27 protein-coding genes are annotated in these 20,018 nt (G+C 66.0%); 10 read left to right on the top strand and 17 right to left on the bottom strand.

The genetic code is table 11. From position 1 onward, the window contains the following. Positions 1 to 106: 106 nt before the first annotated feature. A partial coding sequence (locus ASE22_RS13665) for a VOC family protein (protein WP_235538157.1) occupies positions 107 to 670 on the top strand: 564 nt, incomplete at its 5' end. Positions 671 to 856: 186 nt separating this feature from the next. Continuing rightward, on the top strand, positions 857 to 1,525 hold the full coding sequence (locus tag ASE22_RS13660) for a GntR family transcriptional regulator (RefSeq protein WP_235536348.1): 669 nt from the start codon (positions 857 to 859) through the stop codon (positions 1,523 to 1,525). A gap of 30 nt (positions 1,526 to 1,555) precedes the next feature. On the opposite strand, the gene ASE22_RS13655 is transcribed toward ASE22_RS13660, so the two are convergent. The 3 genes from ASE22_RS13655 to ASE22_RS13645 are packed head-to-tail and all read right to left on the bottom strand — an operon-like array spanning position 1,556 to position 3,868. Beyond that, entirely contained in the window at positions 1,556 to 2,515 is a 960-nt protein-coding gene (locus tag ASE22_RS13655; protein ID WP_056360262.1) for a quinone oxidoreductase family protein, read from the bottom strand. A 34-nt stretch (positions 2,516 to 2,549) separates the two neighbouring features. Then, entirely contained in the window at positions 2,550 to 3,446 is an 897-nt protein-coding gene (locus ASE22_RS13650; protein WP_056360259.1) for a fumarylacetoacetate hydrolase family protein, read from the bottom strand. Beyond that, positions 3,443 to 3,868: a nuclear transport factor 2 family protein gene (locus ASE22_RS13645; protein ID WP_056360256.1), complete on the bottom strand. Its 426-nt coding sequence runs from the start codon at positions 3,866 to 3,868 to the stop codon at positions 3,443 to 3,445. The genes ASE22_RS13650 and ASE22_RS13645 overlap by 4 nt, the downstream gene beginning before the upstream one ends. A gap of 214 nt (positions 3,869 to 4,082) precedes the next feature. On the opposite strand from ASE22_RS13645, the gene ASE22_RS13640 reads away from it, so the two are divergent. Next, positions 4,083 to 4,856, top strand: coding sequence for a TetR/AcrR family transcriptional regulator (locus ASE22_RS13640; protein WP_056360253.1), 774 nt, complete (start codon positions 4,083 to 4,085; stop codon positions 4,854 to 4,856). A 9-nt stretch (positions 4,857 to 4,865) separates the two neighbouring features. On the opposite strand, the gene ASE22_RS13635 is transcribed toward ASE22_RS13640, so the two are convergent. Both ASE22_RS13635 and ASE22_RS13630 read right to left on the bottom strand, forming a co-directional pair. Then, positions 4,866 to 5,057 (bottom strand): aromatic-ring hydroxylase C-terminal domain-containing protein, encoded by a 192-nt coding sequence (locus ASE22_RS13635; protein ID WP_056360250.1) that lies wholly within the window; start codon positions 5,055 to 5,057, stop codon positions 4,866 to 4,868. 86 nt (positions 5,058 to 5,143) lie between these two features. Beyond that, the gene (locus tag ASE22_RS13630) at positions 5,144 to 5,926 is read right to left on the bottom strand and encodes an SDR family oxidoreductase (protein ID WP_235536347.1); all 783 of its coding nucleotides are present in this window, start codon (positions 5,924 to 5,926) and stop codon (positions 5,144 to 5,146) included. A 180-nt stretch (positions 5,927 to 6,106) separates the two neighbouring features. Here ASE22_RS13630 and ASE22_RS27315 point away from each other — a divergent pair, with 180 nt between their 5' ends. After that, positions 6,107 to 6,271: a hypothetical protein gene (locus ASE22_RS27315; RefSeq protein ID WP_200933172.1), complete on the top strand. Its 165-nt coding sequence runs from the start codon at positions 6,107 to 6,109 to the stop codon at positions 6,269 to 6,271. 10 nt (positions 6,272 to 6,281) lie between these two features. Here ASE22_RS27315 and ASE22_RS13625 read toward each other — a convergent pair whose 3' ends face one another. From ASE22_RS13625 to ASE22_RS26800, 3 genes are read right to left on the bottom strand one after another with little or no spacing between them, the layout of a single operon-like run. Next, a complete protein-coding gene (locus tag ASE22_RS13625; protein ID WP_056360247.1) occupies positions 6,282 to 7,055 on the bottom strand; it encodes an EAL domain-containing protein in 774 nt (257 codons plus the stop codon). Beyond that, on the bottom strand, positions 7,048 to 7,431 hold the full coding sequence (locus ASE22_RS13620; RefSeq protein ID WP_056360245.1) for a response regulator: 384 nt from the start codon (positions 7,429 to 7,431) through the stop codon (positions 7,048 to 7,050). Before ASE22_RS13620 ends, ASE22_RS13625 begins: the two co-directional genes overlap by 8 nt. Before the next feature lie 7 nt (positions 7,432 to 7,438). Then, entirely contained in the window at positions 7,439 to 7,780 is a 342-nt protein-coding gene (locus ASE22_RS26800) for a hypothetical protein (protein WP_156397223.1), read from the bottom strand. 478 nt (positions 7,781 to 8,258) lie between these two features. Here ASE22_RS26800 and ASE22_RS13615 point away from each other — a divergent pair, with 478 nt between their 5' ends. Beyond that, on the top strand, positions 8,259 to 8,663 hold the full coding sequence (locus ASE22_RS13615) for a hypothetical protein (RefSeq protein WP_056360242.1): 405 nt from the start codon (positions 8,259 to 8,261) through the stop codon (positions 8,661 to 8,663). Between the two features lie 137 nt (positions 8,664 to 8,800). After that, positions 8,801 to 10,060: an MgtC/SapB family protein gene (locus ASE22_RS13610; protein ID WP_056360239.1), complete on the top strand. Its 1,260-nt coding sequence runs from the start codon at positions 8,801 to 8,803 to the stop codon at positions 10,058 to 10,060. On the opposite strand, the gene ASE22_RS13605 is transcribed toward ASE22_RS13610, so the two are convergent. Continuing rightward, positions 10,031 to 11,623, bottom strand: coding sequence for an MBL fold metallo-hydrolase RNA specificity domain-containing protein (locus tag ASE22_RS13605; protein ID WP_056360236.1), 1,593 nt, complete (start codon positions 11,621 to 11,623; stop codon positions 10,031 to 10,033). The genes ASE22_RS13610 and ASE22_RS13605 overlap by 30 nt on opposite strands. A 150-nt stretch (positions 11,624 to 11,773) precedes the next feature. Here ASE22_RS13605 and ASE22_RS13600 point away from each other — a divergent pair, with 150 nt between their 5' ends. Next, on the top strand, positions 11,774 to 12,328 hold the full coding sequence (locus tag ASE22_RS13600; protein ID WP_056360231.1) for a hypothetical protein: 555 nt from the start codon (positions 11,774 to 11,776) through the stop codon (positions 12,326 to 12,328). Between the two features lie 52 nt (positions 12,329 to 12,380). On the opposite strand, the gene ASE22_RS13595 is transcribed toward ASE22_RS13600, so the two are convergent. The 8 genes from ASE22_RS13595 to ASE22_RS13560 all read right to left on the bottom strand — a co-directional run bounded on the left by ASE22_RS13595 (position 12,381) and on the right by ASE22_RS13560 (position 17,304). After that, a complete protein-coding gene (locus ASE22_RS13595) occupies positions 12,381 to 13,061 on the bottom strand; it encodes a PEPxxWA-CTERM sorting domain-containing protein (RefSeq protein WP_082545445.1) in 681 nt (226 codons plus the stop codon). Between the two features lie 68 nt (positions 13,062 to 13,129). Next, positions 13,130 to 13,387: a YdcH family protein gene (locus ASE22_RS13590; protein WP_056360227.1), complete on the bottom strand. Its 258-nt coding sequence runs from the start codon at positions 13,385 to 13,387 to the stop codon at positions 13,130 to 13,132. Positions 13,388 to 13,419: 32 nt separating this feature from the next. After that, entirely contained in the window at positions 13,420 to 13,962 is a 543-nt protein-coding gene (locus ASE22_RS26225; protein WP_082545444.1) for a TraR/DksA family transcriptional regulator, read from the bottom strand. A gap of 217 nt (positions 13,963 to 14,179) precedes the next feature. Then, a complete protein-coding gene (gene arsH / locus ASE22_RS13580) occupies positions 14,180 to 14,881 on the bottom strand; it encodes an arsenical resistance protein ArsH (protein WP_200933171.1) in 702 nt (233 codons plus the stop codon). Between the two features lie 62 nt (positions 14,882 to 14,943). Beyond that, complete coding sequence (gene arsB / locus ASE22_RS13575; RefSeq protein ID WP_056360221.1) at positions 14,944 to 16,005, bottom strand: ACR3 family arsenite efflux transporter; 1,062 nt, start codon at positions 16,003 to 16,005, stop codon at positions 14,944 to 14,946. Beyond that, entirely contained in the window at positions 16,002 to 16,433 is a 432-nt protein-coding gene (arsC, locus tag ASE22_RS13570; protein WP_056360218.1) for an arsenate reductase (glutaredoxin), read from the bottom strand. Before arsC ends, arsB begins: the two co-directional genes overlap by 4 nt. Beyond that, positions 16,433 to 16,960: an arsenate reductase ArsC gene (locus tag ASE22_RS13565; protein ID WP_056360215.1), complete on the bottom strand. Its 528-nt coding sequence runs from the start codon at positions 16,958 to 16,960 to the stop codon at positions 16,433 to 16,435. Before ASE22_RS13565 ends, arsC begins: the two co-directional genes overlap by 1 nt. 11 nt (positions 16,961 to 16,971) lie before the next feature. Then, positions 16,972 to 17,304: an ArsR/SmtB family transcription factor gene (locus ASE22_RS13560; RefSeq protein ID WP_056360212.1), complete on the bottom strand. Its 333-nt coding sequence runs from the start codon at positions 17,302 to 17,304 to the stop codon at positions 16,972 to 16,974. Between the two features lie 123 nt (positions 17,305 to 17,427). Here ASE22_RS13560 and ASE22_RS13555 point away from each other — a divergent pair, with 123 nt between their 5' ends. The 3 genes from ASE22_RS13555 to ASE22_RS13545 are packed head-to-tail and all read left to right on the top strand — an operon-like array spanning position 17,428 to position 19,962. Then, positions 17,428 to 18,465 (top strand): zinc-dependent alcohol dehydrogenase family protein, encoded by a 1,038-nt coding sequence (locus ASE22_RS13555; RefSeq protein ID WP_056360209.1) that lies wholly within the window; start codon positions 17,428 to 17,430, stop codon positions 18,463 to 18,465. Then, on the top strand, positions 18,462 to 19,136 hold the full coding sequence (locus ASE22_RS13550; protein ID WP_200933170.1) for a hypothetical protein: 675 nt from the start codon (positions 18,462 to 18,464) through the stop codon (positions 19,134 to 19,136). Before ASE22_RS13555 ends, ASE22_RS13550 begins: the two co-directional genes overlap by 4 nt. 28 nt (positions 19,137 to 19,164) lie before the next feature. Continuing rightward, positions 19,165 to 19,962, top strand: coding sequence for a universal stress protein (locus ASE22_RS13545; RefSeq protein ID WP_056360206.1), 798 nt, complete (start codon positions 19,165 to 19,167; stop codon positions 19,960 to 19,962). Positions 19,963 to 20,018 lie beyond the last annotated feature (56 nt).

Here is a 20,018-nt window from a genome sequence, read left to right as displayed (position 1 = left end):
CGCCACCTATCCGGAGCCGGTGAAGCCGTCGAAGCTGGCGCATGTGGTGATCCGGACGCCGCGCTTCGAGGCGAGCAAGGCGTGGTGGTCGAGCGTGCTCGACGCNTATCCGGAGCCGGTGAAGCCGTCGAAGCTGGCGCATGTGGTGATCCGGACGCCGCGCTTCGAGGCGAGCAAGGCGTGGTGGTCGAGCGTGCTCGACGCGCAGCCCTCCTACGAGAATGCGCAGCTCAGCTTCATGACCTATGATGACGAGCACCACCGCATCGGCATCATCAACATGCCCGACCTCAAGGATCAGGATATGGCCAATGCCGGTCCCGAGCACATCGCCTTCACCTATGCGGACCTCGGCGCCCTGCTCGCCACCTATCGCCGGCTCAAGGCCGAGGGGATCGCACCCTTCTGGACGATCAACCACGGCCCGACCATCTCGATGTACTATCGCGATCCCGACGGCACCAAGGTCGAGCTCCAGTACGACGTCTTCGACGTCGACGGCGTCGAGCGCTTCTTCGCTTCGGGCGCCTATGAGGAGAACTTCATGGGCATCGTCTTCGACCCCGAAGCCATGATCGCCGACTTCGAGGCCGGCATCCCCCTCGACACCATCACCCGCCGACCGACACTCCCGGACGGGAAGACGCCCTGGGACATGCACAGGGCCTGANGAGAACTTCATGGTCATCGTCTTCGACCCCGAAGCCATGATCGCCGACTTCGAGGCCGGCATCCCCCTCGACACCATCACCCGCCGACCGACACTCCCGGACGGGAAGACGCCCTGGGACATGCACAGGGCCTGACGACGGATGGCACCTTGTCGACAGTATGCCGGATGCGATACCCAGCGTTCATGAACGACACCCGCATCCAGCGCTCTTCCCTCCAGTCCGAAGTCTGCAACCGCCTCCGGCAGGAGATCATCGACGGGGTTTGGCGCCCCGGCGCGCGGCTGCAGGAACGCGCGCTGTGCGAACGCTATGGCATTTCGCGATCGCCGCTCCGCGAATCCTACCAGAGCCTCGTCGCGGAGGGGTTGATCGAGGTGACGCCGAACCGCGGCGCCGTCGTGACAGCGCCGACGCGCGAGAAGACGATGCAGAATTTCGAACTGCTCCGCGCGCTCGAGCTGCTGGCCGTCCGCCTGGCATGTCGCAACGCCGACGAGGAAACGCTGGGCCGGATCGCCGGCCTCGACGAGGACATGCGCGACACCGTGGCGCGGAACGATATCCACGACTTCCTCAGGCTCAACAATTCGGTCCACCGGGCGATCGTCCTGGCCAGCGGCAACGAACCGCTGGCGGACGTCCACCTGGTCACGTCGCGCCAGATCATCCGGGTGCAGAATCTCGATCGCACCGTCACCCATCTCGCGAGCGAGGGCATGCACCAGCATGACGAGATCATCGCCGCGCTGGTAGCCCGCGACGAGGCCCGCGCGGTACGGCTGTTCGAGGAGCATCTCGACACGGTCGAGGAGAATCTGCGAAGCCGGCTTCGCGAATTCGAGCCGGCCTGAGAAGGATCGGGCGCCGCCCCCCTCCACCGTCTATCCGATCGTGACGACCGGCCGCCGTTCGGCGGCTTCCGCTTGCCGCCAGGCCTGCGCGACGTCGGCGATCGGCCAGGTCTCGATGTCCACCGCAAGACGCCCCTGCGCGGCCAGCGCCAATATGTCCGACGTGATCCGCTTCATCCGGTCGAGCGGCGGCATGTTGGCGGTGCCGCTGCCGAGCAACTCGATCCGCGATCCGCGCAGCATGGCCGATGGCAAGGTGATGCTGCCGCCGCCCATCTCCCCGACCGAGACCAGCCTGGTCGGCGTTCCCCGGCCAGCGGCATGGAGGTCCCCCGTCGCCAGGCTTTCGAGCAGCGCCTCGACGGGCGTGCCCCAGACATAGTCGACGATCACGTCCGGCCCATCGCCGATCACGGCCGAGAATTGCGCGACCAGTTCCTTGCGCGGCAGCGACAGGTCGACGGTCGCGTCGGCCTCAAGCCCGGCAAGGACCGCGCGGTTGCGGCCGGCGGCGATGACCCGTCCGGCCCCAAGCAGCCGGGCGACCGTCACCGCCATGCGGCCGGCATTGCCGGTGGCGCCAAGGATCAACACCGACTGGCCGGGCTCCAGCCGCCCGCGCCAGTCGAGCGGCAGCCAGGCGGCGATCGCCGGGTTCACTACCGCGGCGGCGGCGGCCGTATCCAGCGCGTCCGGCACCGGCACGGTCCATGCGGCCGGAGCCAACTCCGCCATCGCCCCATAAGGCCGGCGTGTCGCCATGAAATAGGCGCGCTCGCCCCGCGCGTCGGTGCCCACCCCGTCCATGCCGCACACCACCGGCAGCAGTTTCGGGCTGGCATAATGAGTGCCCGCCGCGATCGCCCGGTCGATCGGCTTGACCGCGGCGGCGGACACCCTGACCAGCGTCTCGCCGTCCCGGACATCGGGTTCGGCGAAATCGGCAAAGCGCGGCAGCGCGCCCAATCGGTCGAGAACCGCCGCCTTCATTCTCCTGCCTCCAGGCAGCACATCGCGGTTCTTCTCATTGGATGAAGGTGGTTTCGGCGAGGGGTTCGGCCACGACCCGGTTCTCGAGATGGCCGAGGCCCTCGATCTCGACGCGGACGATCTGCCCTTCGCGCAGCCAGGTCGGCGGCGTGTGGCCGGCGGCGACGCCCTTCGGCGTTCCGGTGAGCAGGATGTCGCCAGGCTCGAGCGTCATCACCTGAGTCAGATAGGCGATCATCGCATCGATGCCGTTGACCAGTTCGCTCGTCCGTCCGTCCTGCACGACCCTGCCGTCGACCAGCGTTCGGATCGCGAGATCGTCGGGGGCGGCGACTTCGTCGGCCGTCGTGATCCAGGGACCGATCGGGGCGTGGGTATCGAACGACTTGCCGAGCGTCGCGGTCGGCGCCTTGAGCTGCCAATCGCGTACGCTGACGTCGTTGCCCACCAGATAGCCCGCGATGACCTTGCGCGCATCGGCTTCGGGGACGTGGCGGCAACGCCGGCCGATGACGATGCCGAGCTCGCATTCATAATCGAGCTGTTCGGACACGGCCGGCAGATGGATCGGATCGAACGGGCCCGTGATCGCGCTGACCTGCTTGTTGAACCAGATCTGGTTGCGCAGGTCGGGAATCGGCAGTCCCTTGGCGCGAACCTCCTCGACATGGCTGGCATAGTTGAAGCCGATCCCGAGCAGCTTGCCGGGCCGAGACAGCGGCGCAAGCAGCCGCACCTCGTCCAGCGACAGCCCCTCGCCCGGCCGGTCGGCCGCGCGGCGTAATCGCGCGAACGCCTCCTCGCCGCCGGCGAACAGCGCCTCGATCGAGCCCGGCAGCTCCGGCGACAGATGCCGGAAGGCGATCGCCCTCCCGTCCCGGACGATCGCCGGCGCAGCCGCGCCATCGAGCCATATCGTCGCGAGCTTCATGCGGCGCCTCCGTCCACCGGCAGCCGTCCCTCGAAAGCGATATCGAGCTGGCGACGAGCGAACAGCGCACGCCCGCCCTCGAAGACCAGCTCGTCGGTCGAGGTACCCACCGCGACCCGCGCGGCCTCACCGGTCGGCAGCAATATCGTGACCATCGAGTAGGCGGTGACCTCCATCGTGCCGTCCTCGCGCTCGTCGAAGCGAAGGTTCGAGAGAAGATGGCGCACCGTTCGCTCGCCCGGCTTCGCGCGCTCGCTGAACCAGGCGTCGATCTGCTCGCGCCCCGCTAGGCGGAAATGCGGCGTCGCCACGGTAGCGTCGTCGGTGAAGAGTTCGGCGATGCCCGTCCCCGCCCCGCTGTCCGCGCGCCAGCAGAATTCATGCAGCAAATCGGCGGCCAGCGCCCGCTTCTCCAGATCCATTCGGCACCCTCCCAGTCGACTGGCGGCCACCTTGTATGATTGTCGACCATATTTCAATATGCGTTTCAGACAAATCAATGCGATGGATATTGCTGCCACGCGATGCAGTTGGCCTTTCCGCAGGCGTGATCGGACCGGGTGGCGCGCTCGTTGGTCTTGAACTACATCGTCAAGACAGCGGCCTTCACGACCCGCGGCAAAGGAGAATGAATCTTTGAAGGATGGAGCGTCGCGCCCGGAGTCGAGCGATTCCGCCAAGCCGGTCCGACGCAAGGCCAAGACGGCTGCCCGCTCGTCGCGCCTGAACCCCGTCCAGCTCGCCCGCAGGGTGGAGGTAGGCGAGCAGCGGCGCGCCAAGTCGCGTCACAAGCTGATGCAGGCCGCCTATCGGCTGTTCGCCGTCCATGGCGCCGAAGCGCCGACGATCGACGACGTCATCGCCGAAGCGAAGGTGGCGCGCGGGACCTTCTACAACCATTTCAAATCGCGCGACGAACTGTTCCGCGCGGTCGGCAACGACGTTTCCTTCGCGATCAACTCGGTCATCTCTGGCGCGATCGACGGCATGGAGAATCCGATCGAGCGGATCGTCCTGTTCTTCCGGCTGTTCGTCCGCTTCGCGGTAGCGGATTCGGCGCGCGGCTGGATATTGCTGCGGACGATGCCGCTGGCCGGGCCGTTGAACGCCGGCGCCAAGGATTTCATCGCCGCAGAATTCGAGGCCGCCTTCCAGACCGGCCGGCTGCGGCGAATGCCTATGGCGGTCGCGATCGACCTCGGCCTGGGCATGCAGATCATGACGATCCATCGGGTACTGGTCGAAAAGGTCGGCAATGATCACATCGACCTGGCTGCCGAGGGGATGGCGATCGCATTGGGCCTCGACGCGGCGGAGGCCCGGCGTCTCGCCTCTCTCCCGATCAAGGACGACGAGGGGCCGAAACCCGCAGTCGGCCGGGCCTATCCGCTATCGGCAGAGCCAGCTTAGAGCGCTGCGCTACGGCTGGCGTCCCAGCAAGGTCGCCACCCCATCCCGAAGCTCGCGGCCGGCCTCGACCGAGAAGCCGTGCGCCGTCCACGCGACATGCGTGTCGGGCCGGACGAGGATGGCCCCGGAACCGATGCCGCGCAGCTCGCGCCACCCCTGATAGCTGTCCCGATAGTCGCCGGCGGGGACGATCGACGTCACCGCGATGTCGAGTCCGAACCGGCGGCCGCGCGACGGCCGGTTGGCGGCGATGGCCGGCGGCCGGCGGGGAAAGAGCGCGGGACTGCTTATCCGCGGCCGAGGAACGGAATCTTGTTCTGGACGACCAGGGCTTCGTAGAAATTGAGGTGATCGGGCATGTCGGCCATGTGGACGATCACGTCGGCGATATCCTCCGGCTCGGCGGTGAGATCGGCGGGGCGTTTGGTGGCGCCACCGCCCAGTTCGGTCGCGACGATGCCGGGGTGCATGATCGAAACCGCGATATTATGCGCGCGGCCATCGATCGCCAGCGCGCGGGTGAGGCCGTCGAGGCCCCATTTGCTCGCGGTATAAGCGGGGCTTTCGGCGCGAGGGACACGGGCGGAGATCGACCCGACGTTGATGATCCGCCCATGGCCCCGGCGCTTCATGACGCGGATCGCCGCGCGGGCGCAGAGGAAGGCGGAGGTCAGGTTGGTGTCGATGATCTTGTGCCAGTGCGCAAGTTCGAGCTCGTCGGCGGGCGTGCTGTCGGCGATGCCGGCATTGTTGACCAGCACGTCCACCCCGCCGAACCGGTCCACCGCGCGCGCGAAGAGATGCGCGACCGATTCCTCGTCGGTCACGTCGGTCGCCACCGCCAGCGCCGCGCCACCCGCCTCTTCGAGCCGCGCCACCAGCGCGTCCAGCCTGTCGGCGCGCCGGGCGGCGAGGACCATTTTGGCCCCCTTGCGGGCGAAGGCGACGGCGCAGGCCTCGCCAATGCCGGAGCTCGCGCCCGTGATCACGACCACCCGATCCTGCAATATGCCCATGGCGCCAAGCTCCTCGCTGTCGTCCGGCGACCACGCCCGTCGCGGATCTTCCATCCCATTCTCCGCGATCGGCGCGGGAGGCGGCCTTGCCGATATCCTGTCGGTTATCATCGACCGGCGCGACCACCGTCCAATGCCGTATCTTCGGTCTTCGATAGCGGCTCGGCATGAATCGCGGACGGTCGCGGATCATTCCGCGGGATAGAGGATTATAGATCGGCAAGGAGCTCCATCATGCCCGATCTCGACCCCGCGGCGCTCGCCGCCGAAGCCGCCAAGATGACCGACGAAGAGCTGATCGACACCTGGCGAACGGCTTCCGACATGGAGACGGAAAATCTGCCTCCCCTTCTCCAGGCAGTCGTCGCCGAGATGGGAAAGCGCGGGATCGGCCTCTGACGATCCCCGATCAGAAGTTGGCCCATTTCAGGAGCGCTGCCGAAGACATGGGCCGGGCAAAATAGAAGCCTTGGCCCAGGTCGCATCCGAGTTCGGCCAATATCCTGCTTACCGGCGCCGTTTCCACGCCCTCCGCGACCACGCGCAGGCCAAGTTCGTGGGCGAGGTCGATCGTATTCCGCATGAACACCCGGCCCGCTTTCGTCACGTCCACGTCGGTAACGAACAGGCGATCTATCTTGACCTCCGAAAAGGGCAATTGCTTGAGGCGGACGAGCGAGGAATAGCCGGTCCCGAAATCATCCAGCGAAACGCCGATCCGCTTGATCCGGAGGCGACCCAGCGTATCGAGCAGATGGACCATATCCTGCGTGGCGCTTTCGGTCAGTTCGACCGTCAGGTGGTCGCAGGGCATCCCATGCGCCGCGCAGATCCGCTCAACGGTATCGGGGAAGTCGATCTTCCCGAGGTTCCGCGCGGAGACGTTGACGGCTATGCATGTGGTGAACCCCCGCCGGTGCCAGTCGGCCCAGTCCGCCGCAGCGGTCGCAACCACCCATTGTGTGAAGGGATGGATGAGTTCATCCTCCTCGACCAGGGGAATGAAGATGTCGGGCGAAACGTCGCCCCACACCGGATCGTGCCACCGGGCGAGCGCCTCGACGCCCCATATCTCATTCGAACCGATGACGACCTTCGGCTGGTAGACGAGCGACAGCCGCCCGATGCGCATCGCTTCGGCGAAGGCGCCGATGCTGACCGGCGGCGGCGGGGGCTCAGTCACGCCTCGACGCTTCCCGCACGCTTTCGAGCAGCGCATGCAGTTCGGCGAGGCATATCGGCTTGGAGATGACGCCCGCCATGGCGAGGCCACGGGCCTCGCCCAGGTCGCGCGCCGACTCCAGTACCTTATGGTCGAAGCCGCTGGCGATCAGGATCTGCGCCCGGCATCCGATTTCCGCCAGATAGCGCAGCAGTTCGATCCCGTCGCAATCCGGCATCGAAAGGTCGAGGCTGATGACGTCGGGATCGAATGCGGTACAGGCTGCCTTGAACGCGTTCGGCTCGGTGGTGATCTGAACCTCGAAACCGCTCGTCTCCGCGACCCGCCGAATGAAAACGCCAATCAGTGGTTCGTCATCGATCAAAAGCAGGCGCATGAACCCATCATCCCGACACTGTCCAGCCACGCGCGACCATGCCCGTCATCACGCGTGGGACTCGCTTCATGAACGGACCACATCCACCGAGCGTGCTCGGGATTCTCTCGGCAAGATCCAGCTCGCGATAGGGCTCGCCAATCACTTCGACTTGCTGCGCATCCCGCCCTCGCCTCTGACGAAGGCCTCCGAAGATCCCGTCGTCGGCAATATCTCGCTCCGGGAGCAGGAATCCCAGTCGACCGCCGCCACATTGAGTCCGGGCATAGCGATATCCGGGAAGATCGGATCCCGTCGCATGGCCGTCGCCTGCCCGAGCGGCCGGCTTGAAGTCGATCAGCGGCGCCATCGACGCCGATCTCCGCTTCTGGCCCCGGGAGCGAACCGACCCGAATGCGATCTCGCCATGGAAAGCCCATCCGTCCTTTCGCAGCCGCCCAAATGATGACGGCTCCCCCCCGCGCGACCGGCATATCGCGGGTTCATGCCACCGGCATGATGGCGTGCCCGTTCATACCGATCAGCCCCCTCGGGCGACGCCCGTTAACTTCGATTAAAGGCTGCTGAAATGGGTACAACATCGGGTTTGTGCGTATCGGAACGGCCGTTACGTCGGTCCCCGACAACCAAGGGGGAGCCGCCCCGTAGCCGGTACGAGGCCGATGGCGCGCCTCTGTCGCGCGACGACGACAGGGATGCGGCATCCCTGTCGTTCGGAGGCCAAATATCTTTCGTCCTAATGTCTAATTGCACGGCTCCCGTAACGGAAGCTAGATGGCCCCCAGTAATTTGCTTTCCCTGATGACACCATTCTTGGAAGGGTTACGATGATCGATCAAGCTGCCGCGACGCCGCACAATGATGAAGCCGGCCGTTCCAACAAGATATTCGTCCTGCGGGAAAAGCGCCACGACGTGAGGATCGAATCGCATGTCCGCATCGCGCTCGACAGCGAAACCGCGGACGGCGATGCGATAACAGACGTCACGCTCACCAACATGTCCTGTGGCGGCTTCGCCACCGAAGCCGGCTGCCTCGTGGCCGGAACGCGCGTGATGCTGAACGTTCCGCTGGTCGGCTGGCGGGAGACGGACGTTCTCTGGGTCGCCGAGACCCGCGCCGGATGCCGCTTCGTCACCCCCCTCACCCATGAAGAGCTGCGGACCGCGATCTCGACCGACGGTTCCTTCGCCCACTGTTTCCCCGGCATGGTTCCGGCCCTCGCGGCCTGATCGATCCAGCCTGGCCCGATGACCGATATCGCCACGCGACCGCGGATACCGCGCGGCACCGGGCGTAAGGGGAAATACGCATAGCGGCGCGCTCCTCGATCGCCTGTGGTTGCGACCAGCTACATTGAGGGGAGCCCTTGTCGATTCCCGATCTACCCTCCGCCCTCGTCAATCTGGGCTATGCAGGCGCAGCCGGCCTGCTCATCGGACTTGAGCGGGGCTGGACCCTCCGGGAGGGAGCGCAAGGCAGCCGCGTCGCCGGGGTGCGGACGTTCACGCTGCTCGGTCTCGGGGGCGGAATCTCGGCCCTGCTTCCGCCATTGCTCGCCGCGATACTGATCGCCGGCTTCGGCCTGAGCCTCATCGCCGGCTACGTCCTGATCGCGCGGCAACCCAATCGGCAGAGCATCACCGCGACGATCGCCGCTCTTTCGACGTTGGGACTGGGCGCGCTCGCAACCGCCGGCGCTCCGGACATCGCGATCGCCGGTGCCGCGACGATCACGATCGTCCTGGCCTCCCGCCAGCCTCTCCACCGTTGGCTCCGTGGCATGCATGAACCCGAAATCCGGGCAGGGGCCCGTTTCGCCGTGATCGCCTTCGTCCTCCTGCCGCTGGCACCCGACGTGGCGATGGGCCCCTATGCCGCATGGAACCCCCACAAGCTGTGGTTGATCGTGGTGCTCGTGTCCGGCCTGTCGTTCGTGGGTTACCTGTTCCATGCGCGCGCAGCGGGCCGACGCGGCGTCGTGGTCACCGCGCTCGCCGCCGCCGTCGTTTCCTCCACGGTCGCAACGGTCACCCTGGCCCGCCGGCTCGATGCCGCGCCAAAATCATCGCTGTTCGGCACCGCCATCGTCGCAGCGAACATCATCATGCTGATGCGCATCCTCGTGATCGTGGCGATGTTCGCTCCATCGATCCTGCCCCATCTGACGATCTTCCTGGCACCGGCGCTCGGCCTGTCGGTGCTGGGCAGCCTCCTCGGCCTTCGCCACATCCCCGTCGAGGACCCCGCCGAGACCGAAACCTCCATTCCGATCGGCAACCCCCTGGATCTCGGCGCGGCCATCGGGCTTGCCCTAGTGGTTGCCCTTGCATCGCTTGCCGGTCACTGGATCCTGGCGCGGTTCGGCAATCTGGCGCTCGGTGTCGTGCTGGCGCTGATCGGGTTGTTCGATGTCGACGCGGCCGTTTTCACGATCGCGGGATTGCCGGCCGATCGGATCCCGCCGCTCGCCGCCGCCGGGGCGCTCACGGTTCCGGTGCTCCTCAACATGCTGGCCAAGGCGGGACTGACCCTCGGATTCGCCGGTTATCGCGGTGGATACAGGCCCGCCCTCTGGCTCGGCGCCGGCGCCGCGCTATCAGCCGCGACGCTGGTGGCGATGCTGTGAGATCCTGCCCTTGGCACGCTGATACGTGACCAGAACCTGCCGCATTTCGCCAATGGCGCGCCGACGATCGGCGGGATCGTCGATCAGCTCGAGTTCCCGTTTCAGCCGAAGCGAGAACTCGGCATAGTCGTTCTGCCAATCGCGTTCGACGGATGCGTGGAGGACCGGATCGCCGGTCTTCGTGCGTCGCGCGGGTTCGCCGGGGTTCAGATGGAACCGCTCGCCCAGCGACGGGCATCGCACGTCGCCCTTTCCCGAGCAGGCGAGCGCCAGCGACGCGATCGCATCGGCCTCGCCATGGTTGAGGAACAGGCTGCCGCGGATCGGGCGCCGAGCCTCGATCCAACCGAGCAGATCGTCACGATCGGCATGTGCCGAATAGGTGTCGATCGAGCGGATCTGTGCGCGCACCGCGACATCATGCCCGGAGATGCGCACGCGATCGGCACCTTCCAGGATGAGCCGGCCGAGCGTTCCGTGCGCCTGGTAGCCGACGAACAGGATCGTGGAGTCCGGACGGGCGAGATTGTGGACGAGGTGGTGGCGAACGCGACCACCCTCGCACATGCCCGAGCCGGCCAGGATGATCGCGCCGGACATGGCGTTGAGCCTGATCGATTCGGCACTGCTCTCGGTGAAGTGAAACGCACTGTGCGAAAAGACCGCACCGTCTCGCGTGTTCTCGATCCCGCTGCTGGCGAACACCGAGGTGATGCGCGTCGCGAGAGGCGAGTCGATGAAGACCGGCCGGGGCTGCACGTCGCCGCCGTCGAACAGCGTCGCGATATCGAGCAGCAGTTCCTGGGTACGCTCGACCGCGAACACCGGGATGATCAGGTTGCCGCCGGCCCGCATCGCGCCTTCGATCTCGGTCTTGAGCGCGCGCCGCCGTTCGGCGAGATCGATGTCGGGCCGTACCCGGTCGCCATAGGTCGACTCGCAGATGACATGATCGATCCCGGCGGGACCGCAGGGCGGTGCTTCCAGGGACGCGATATTGCCGCCGAGATCGCCCGAGAAGAACAGCGACACGCCGCCTGCCTCGATCTCCACCGATGCCGCGCCCAATATATGTCCAGCGTCCCAGAACCGGGCGCGCACGTCGGGGCACGGTTCGAACCATTGGTTCAGCTCGGCCAGCCGCGCGAGGTCGACCGAGCGCTCCGCATCGATCGGGGTGTAGAGCGGTTCCTGCCTGCGCCCGTCGGCGCGGTCGCGGCGCAGATTGTGATGGCGTGCGTCGCCGACCTGGATGCGGGCGGCGTCGGCGAGCAGATAAGCGATAAGATCGCGCGTCGGCGGGGTCATCCAGATCGGGCCTTCATAGCCTTCGGCGGCGAGGCGCGGGAGCAGCCCGCTATGATCGATATGGGCATGGGTAAGAATGACCGCGTCGATCGACCGCACATCGAAGCCGAACGGCTGGAAATTGAGATGCTCCAGGCTGCGGGGGCCTTGAAACAACCCGCAGTCGACGAGCAGATGGGTATTGCCGACGATGACCTCGGTGCATGAACCCGTCACGGTCTGGGCCGCGCCGTGAAACTGGATGTCGAGCGCCATGAAATCTCTCCTTCACGGCGCTCGTGCCCGATCGGGCGACGAGCTCGAATAGGTGATTGTCCCAAGCGGGGCACGGCGCGCTTTCGTAGATTTCCCAATGGTGCCGGCCGCTGCCTGCGGGGAGACTGATCGTCGGCACAGGAGGTGAGCATGTTCAAGACCATCGTCGGTTCGGACCGTGACGAGGCCAGATTGCGACAGCGTTCGGTTTCGATCGGCGCGGCGCTTTTCATCCTTGGGATCACCGGTTGCGTCGCCCTGGTGCTGATCGACAAGCTCTCCACCGCGGAAATCAGCATCGCGATGCTGGCGGCCGGGGTCCTGCAGGTCAGCCACGCCCTGGCGGCGCATCGCAGGGGATGGCCGACCTTCACCGTCATCGCCGCCCTTCTCTACCTATGTGCGGCTCTGGCCATTCTCTTCCAGCCATTGGTCGCAATGGAATGGATCGAGCTGATCCTGGTCGGTTCGCTGGCCATGGCCGGTATCAGCCGGCTTGCCACGGCCGCGCGCCTGGACGCGTCGTTGCGCGGTTGGGAGGCGCTGTCGGGGCTCACGACATTGGGAGTCGCCGCCGCGATCGGAGCGGGCCTGCCCGAAATGTCGCTATGGCCGCTCGGCTTCGCGATCGCCCTCGACCTGATCGTCGAAGGCGGCGCGCTGGCCAATATCGGCTGGGCGATGCCCGGCGCGCGCGACCGGTAGTCGCCCCGGACGAACCCGAGGCCGTTTCAGCACCGCCACGGCCCGAGATCATTTATCCTGAACGTGCTTCGGTCCCGTCGCCCCCATCGCTCGACAGCCGCCGCCGGCGCAGCGCGATTCCAACCGCTGCGAAGCCGCTGACCATCATCAACCAGGTCCCCGGCTCGGGGGCGGCCGGCAGCGCCGGTTCCGGGCGATGGCGGCGAGGACGGCGCTGGCGCTTCTGGAGGAGCTTCTGGATCGCGACGTCATCAGTCGCGACCGGCTCCATGAGCCGCGCCATCTCATCGGCGAAGGGTTCGACCGTGACTATGCGCGGCTCGAAATAGAAGCATTCCACATGGGGCCGCGGCGTCGATGTCTTCGCCGCCAGGGGCGTCCGGGCCGCCCGACGATGGCGCACCTTGACGGGGCGGCGGACCTGGTGGTGCGCGCGTGCCGAGACCGCCTTGCGGCGCGGACTGCGCGCTTTCACGGGCGGAACCACCTCGACACCTGGTACGACCCAGCAGGTCGCAGCCAACGGGACGCGCGCCACTGCGGGCGTGGTCAATTGAGATCCCGAAGCCTCGGACAGCAGGGCGCCGTTGCCCGCTTCCGCGCTCAGCAGGAGCAGGACGGTCGAGCAGCCGACAAGGAAGCGGGCAGCGGGGAAGGAGAGTCGGGTCACGTTAAAGCTCATGCAACATGGATATTGTAATATGCCTTCCACGCGGACCGCGCGGCCGGCCATGCGTAGTAGCCCGAAGCTGGCGGCGGTCGCGGAGCCGCGATCGGCGATCTCCGCAGGCGAAAATCAGTTCATCCCTTTTCAGCCTGCCTCTTCGTCGCGATCATCGAGGCGACTTCGTCGAGCGATACCAAACGCTCCTTCTTGAGCGCCTCGAGGCGCTCGTCGGCCCCGGCGTCGAGCCCCGCGTCCAAATTGAAAATCTCCTCATTCAGCGCGTGATAACGCAGCCAGAGCTCGCGGAACTTCGCCGAATCGGTTTTCAGGGCGACCAGTATGTCGTGGTCGTCGGGAAAGGCTGCGTGAAGGTCGTGGCCATGTTCGCTCATATCGAAATCCTCGGTGGTGGATGGGTGCTCGATCAGGCGAGCCGGTCTTCCTCGGCGCACGCCATGCAAAGCGAAGCGGTGGGGAGCGCCTCAAGTCTCGCATCGCCGATCGGTCCGCCGCAGCGAACGCATGATCCATAATCTCCGCGCTCTATCCGCAGCAAAGCCCGACGGATATCGGCGACTTCCTTCAGCAACACGGCGTCGAGTTCTGCCAGGGCCTGGTCATCGGCGAGGTCGGTTGCCTGCTCGACGGAATCGGCATCCAGGCCGTGCCGAAGCTCATCTTCGACGTTATTGCTGCGGCGGAGGAGATCGCCGAGCCGCTGGGTCAAGGCCTCTGCGACAGCGTTGCGATCCGCCAAACATCCTGTCGACGGCGAACATTTGATCGTTCGGGCGTGCAGTTGCCAGTCGGTGACGTCCTCGGTCCGCTCGAACTCGGCGATCGCCTGCTCGATGGCTTGCGCTTCGTCCTGGGCTTCGGCGATTTCGATGGTGCGTTGGCATACATGATGATCGTGCCCGGTCGAGTCCGGCAGCTCGTTGTAGAACGCTACGGTGAAACGGGTCATGGGGTCGCTCCGTTCTGGCCCTGGTCGCCTGAAGTGGAAGCGCCGCGCGCTTCCGCAGCTGACCTGAATCGGGCTCGTTCACAGGGTTGCGGCCTGCTTCGACGATCAAGGCCAAGCCTGATCGATTGCGATAAGCATCACGCGAGGAAGCCGCCTTACGTAATGTTCCGGTCCATCCAGGACCGAGGAGAGTCCTGCGCCTCGGGAATCGCTGGGGTCAGGCGATCGATCTGGTGGCAAGGTCGCTTGTTGCGCCCTCGCTCGCGGCGGCCTTGCGTTCCGAATAGCGATCGACGAGCTTGCCGGCATGGCCCCGGGTGAGGACGGTGAACCGCACCAGTTCCTCCATCACATCGACGATTCGATCATAATAGCCGGATGGTTTCAGCCGGCCCGCTTCGTCGAATTCCTTCCACGCCATCGCGATGCTCGACTGGTTCGGAATCGTGAACATGCGCATCCAGCGACCGAGCAGGCGCAGGGTATTGACCGCGTTGAAGGATTGCGACCCGCCCGACACCTGCATGACCGCGAGCGTCCGGCCCTGGGTCGGTCGCAAACCGCCGAACTCCAGCGGGAGATGATCGATCTGCGCCTTCATGATGCCGGTAATCTGCCCATGGCGCTCGGGACTGCACCAGACCATGCCCTCCGACCAGAGCGCATGTTCGCGCAGTTCGTGGACCGCCGGATGATCGTCCCCTTTCACCTGATCGGGAAGCGGAAGATCCGAAGGATCGAATATCCTCGTTTCGGCCCCGAACAGGATCAGCAGCCGCGCCGCTTCCTCCACCGCGAGGCGGCTGAACGACCTTTCCCGCAGTGAGCCGTAGAGCAGGAGAATGCGCGGGGGACGATCGAGCGACCCCAGGCCGGCGGCAAGATCGGGGCGCACGATCGCGCGATCGAGCGCCGGCATATTGTCGGGGTCGGCAAGGACGCGAAGGCGGGACGAGCCGACTCTCGAAGCCGATGCCGCGGTCATGCCGGCACGCGCCGCTCGTACCAAGGACGCGTGGCCTTCGCGATCCGGACCACCGACAGCATTACCGGCACCTCGACCAGCACACCGACCACGGTCGCCAGCGCGGCGCCCGAATCCAGCCCGAAAAGGCTGATCGCCGCCGCGACGGCGAGCTCGAAAAAGTTCGAGGCGCCGATCAGCGCGGCGGGCGCCGCCACGCACCAGGCGACACCAAGGCGATTGCTGAGCCAATAGGCCAGCCCCGCATTGAAATAGACCTGGATGAGGATCGGCACCGCGATCAACGCGATCACCAGCGGATGGGCAATGATGGCCTGGCCCTGGAAGCCGAACAGCAGCACCAACGTCGTCAGCAGCGCGAGCAGCGATACGGGCCCCATGGCCCCGAGCAGTCGATCGAGGGCCTGCTGTCCGCCCACCGATATCAGCGCGTTGCGCAGGAGTTGCGCCGCGATCACCGGCACGACGATGTAGAGCGCTACCGAAAGCAGCAGCGTGTCCCAGGGAACCGCGATCGAGGCGACGCCGAGCAGCAGCGCGACGAGAGGCGCAAAGGCGAACATCATGATGACATCGTTCAAGGCGACCTGGCTGAGCGTATAGGTCGGCTCGCCGTCGCACAGGTTCGACCATATGAACACCATCGCCGTGCATGGCGCCGCCGCCAGCAGGATCAAGCCGGCGATGTAGGGGCCGATCTCCGACTGCGGCAGCAATGGCCGGAATAGAACGCCCAGGAACAGGGTGCCAAGCATCGCCATCGAGAAGGGCTTCACCGCCCAGTTGATGAAGAGCGTGACGCCTACCCCCTTCCAATGCCGGCGGACCGACCCCAGCGCGCCGAGGTCGATCTTGAGCAGCATCGGGACGATCATCAGCCAGATGAGCAACGCGACGACGAGGTTGACGCGTGCGATCTCGGCCGAAGCGATTGCGGCGAAAAGGGCGGGAAAGGCATATCCGAGCGCGATCCCCACGACGATGCAGAGCGCGACCCAGGCGCTCAGATAGCGCTCGAAGCCGCCGATCGCAGGCTTGGCCGAGACGGTCGCGTTCACGAGCCGACACCGTTGCCGGCAGTCTCGACGTCCTTTCCGCCATCCTCCGCGGCGGAAGCGCCTCGCCGGGCATCCGGCAGAAGATCGAGCACGGTTTCGGATGGACGACATAGCTTCACGCCGACCGGCGATACGACGATCGGCCGGTTGATGAGGATCGGATGCTCGATCATCGCATCTATGAGTTCGTCGTCGCTGAGCGTGGGATCGCCCAGGCCGAGATCCGCGAAGGGCGTGCCTTTTTCGCGCAGCAGGGCGCGAGGCGGAATCCCCATCCGGGCGATGAGCGAAACCAGGCGCGGACGATTGGGCGGCGTCTTGAGATACTCGATGACGTGCGGCTCGATGCCGGCGTTGCGGATCGCCGCCAGCGCGTTGCGCGACGTCCCGCAATCGGGATTGTGGTAGATCACGATATCGATGGACATCAGGCGGCATCCCCGCGACGTCTGCTCGCACCTTCGCCATGGCCGATTTCCCGGACGCGCGCCCGAAGTGCCATCGCGTCGAGCCGATCGAACGGCAGGGCGACGAAGAGCTTGATGCGGTTCTCGAGATAGCGGAGCGCGGTGACGAAGGCGGTCTCCCGCTCGACCGAGGTTCCCTGCACAAGGCTCGGGTCCTCGATGCCCCAATGCGCGGTCATCGGATGACCCGGCCAGATCGGGCAAATCTCACCCGCGGCGTCGTCGCAGACGGTGAAGACGAAATCCATGACCGGGGCGTCGGGTCCGGCAAACTCGTCCCAGCTCTTCGAACGCAGGCCGGCGGTCGGATATTCGATCCGCTCGAGCAGGGCGATCGCGTCGGGATTCACCGCGCCCTTCGGGAAGCTTCCGGCGGAATAGGCGCGGAAGCGACGGGCGCCCAATTCGTTGAGCGCGCTCTCCGCAAGGATCGACCGGGCGGAATTGCCGGTACACAGGAACAGGACGTTGAAGACGCGATCGGTCATGATGGGCTCCGTCAGCAGCAGGGGACGAGCTCGGCGACGAGCGGTTCGCACAATTCGGGTTTGCCGCCGCAGCAATCCTTGACGAGGAACAGGGTCAGCGCCCTCAGCCGATCGAGATCGGCGCGGTAGATGATCGAGCGGCTTCGACGCTCCGATCGGATCAGGCCGGCGCGCGAAAGCGCGGCGAGATGAGACGACATGGTGTTTTGAGGGGTGTCGAGCTGGCGGGCGACCTCCCCCGCGGCGAGGCCTTCGGGCTCGCATTTCACCAGCAGCCGGAAGGCATCGAGGCGCGTACCTTGCGCCAGCGCACCAAGACTCTCTATTGCCGACTCGATATCCATATATCCAGAATAGTGGATATATTGAGCGTATCAAGAGCGGACGTGCGGGAATCTACGAATGTCTCGAGGGCTTGCCCTCCCCCCATAAACCGCGAGGCGCATTCGACCCGAGGGAGCCCCGCAGTGAAGGCACTCATCTACCACGGTCCGGGGCTCAAAAGCCTCGACGATCACCCGAAGCCGCAAATCGTCGCACCGGGCGATGCGGTGGTCCGGATCTCGCACACCACGATCTGCGGGACCGACCTCCACATCCTCAAGGGCGACGTGCCGAGCTGTACGCCTGGCCGCGTCCTCGGCCATGAGGGAGTCGGCGTGGTCGATTCCGTCGGCGCGGGCGTATCGACCTTCAAGCCCGGCGATCATGTCCTGATCTCGTGCATCTCGAGCTGCGGGCGATGCGAGTCGTGCCGGCGCGGCATGTATTCGCATTGCGAAACCGGCGGATGGATTCTGGGCAATATGATCGACGGAACGCAGGCCGAATATGTGCGCATTCCCCACGCCGACACGAGCCTGTACCGCATTCCCGCCGGCGCCGACGAGGAGGCGCTCGTCATGCTCAGCGACATCCTGCCGACGGGCTTCGAGTGCGGCGTGCTCAACGGCAAGGTCCAGCCCGGGGCCAGCGTCGCGATCGTCGGCGCCGGGCCCATCGGGCTGGCAACCTTGCTGACCGCCCAATTCTACTCGCCGGCCACGATCATCATGATCGATATCGACGACCATCGCCTCGACATGGCGCGCCGCTTCGGAGCGACCCATGTCGTGAACAGCTCCCGAGAAGACGCCGCAGCCGTGGTGCGCGACATCACCGCGCAACGCGGGGTCGATACCGCGATCGAGGCGGTGGGCGTTCCCGCGACGTTCGAGCTGTGCCAGGATCTCGTCGCCGCGGGCGGCATCATCGCCAATATCGGCGTCCATGGCCTTAAGGCCGACCTTCATCTCGAACGGCTATGGTCGCAGAATATCGCGATCACCACGCGACTGGTGGACACCGCGACGACATCGATGCTGCTCAAGACGGTATCGGCGGGCAAGGTCGATCCCCAGAAGCTCATCACCCACCGCTTCACCCTCGATGCCATTCTCGACGCATATGACACATTCGGCCGTGCGGCCGAGACGCAGGCGCTCAAGGTGCTGATCACGCCATGACCAAGCGCATGACCGCGCTGGCCGACGAGATCGTCCGGCTGCAGGGCGAGTTGGACCGGGAAATCGAGCGCCGCCGCACGGTGCTGGGCTGGTCGCTCAAAGGCCGCCTGGTCTCCTTCGAGAAAGGTCTTGTCGCCGAGCACCGCAAGCTCCGCATGGGCCTCGCGCCCTATCTCGGCCGCGCGTCGCTCGGCGCGGTACTGACCGCTCCCATCATCTATTCGCTGATCGTCCCGATCGTCCTGATCGATATCTGGACGACGGTGTATCAGGCGATCTGCTTTCGGGCCTATGGCATCGTGCGGGTCCGGCGCGGCGACTTCATCGCTCTCGATCGAGGCCGGCTCGCCTATCTGAACGGCATCGAGGCGCTCAACTGTCTGTATTGCGGCTACGCCAATGGCGTGGTGGCCTACGTACGCGAAGTGTCCAGCCGCACCGAGCAATATTGGTGTCCGATCAAGCACGCCGTGCAGATCAGCCCTCCCCATGAGCGCTATCGCGCCTTTCTCGATTATGGCGATGCCGAAGGCTATCGGGGCCGGCTCGAGGCTTTCCGCGCCGCCCTGCGCGCGGAGGGGGATTCTGCGGCCGCCGAGGCCCCGCGCGCGGAAGGAGCGGCGGCTCCATCCGTATCATCACGCATTCCTGGCGGGCCGGGCGCGCCCTAGCCTGCTGTCGGCCAAGATGGAGGCGGCAATGAAGAATATCCTGTTGCTCGTGCATGACGATGCTGGCCAGGAGGCGCGGTTGCAGGCGGCGCTCGACGTCACGCGGGCGCTCGACGGCCATTTGCGGTGCATCGACGTCGCCGTCTTCCCGGCGATCGTCGGCGATCCTTACAGTGGTGCGGCCAGCGCGATGCTCCTCGCCGAGGAACGCGAGCGCGAAAGCGCCAACAAGACGGCGCTGACCGCGCGTCTCGCCCATGAGGATGTCGCCTGGGACTGGGCCGACGTCACCGGCGCGATCGCCGAAAGCGTCATCGCGGCGGCAACCCTCGCCGACATGATCGTGCTCAACCGCCAGCTCGACGACCTGCCCTACCCCGACATGCGCGACATCGCGAGCCGGATCCTGACGCAGGTGCGCAAGCCGGTGCTGGCGGTGCCTGACAGCCTCGAGCGCCTCAAGCTCGATCGCGCGCTGGTCGCGTGGGACGGCCGGGAGTCCGCCGCCGCGACGATGCGGGCCAGCGTGCCTCTGCTGGCGCTTGCCCAGGAGGTCGAGATCTTCATGGCACGTGATGGCGGCGAGCGCGCCGAGCCCACCGAAGCGGCCGAATATCTTTCCCGGCACGGCATCCACGCGTCGGTGCGGACCGTCGATGACCGACGGCAGGCGGCCGACCGTCTCATCGCCGAGGAGGCCGAGCGGTGGCGCGCCGACTATGTGGTCATGGGGGCGTATAACCATGGCCGCCTGATGGAAGCCTTCGGCGGCGTGACGAAGCGCCTGCTCTCCACGAGCGCCCTGCCGTTGCTGCTCGGCCATTGAGGACGCCCCTGGGGCTTTCGGCCGGGCGAGTCTGCGTCCCGGCGTCGATCCCGAGT

Source organism: Sphingomonas sp. Root720 (assembly GCF_001428605.1).
Classification (GTDB): Bacteria; Pseudomonadota; Alphaproteobacteria; order Sphingomonadales; family Sphingomonadaceae; genus Rhizorhabdus.
This window is presented reverse-complemented; position numbering and strand designations above follow the sequence as displayed.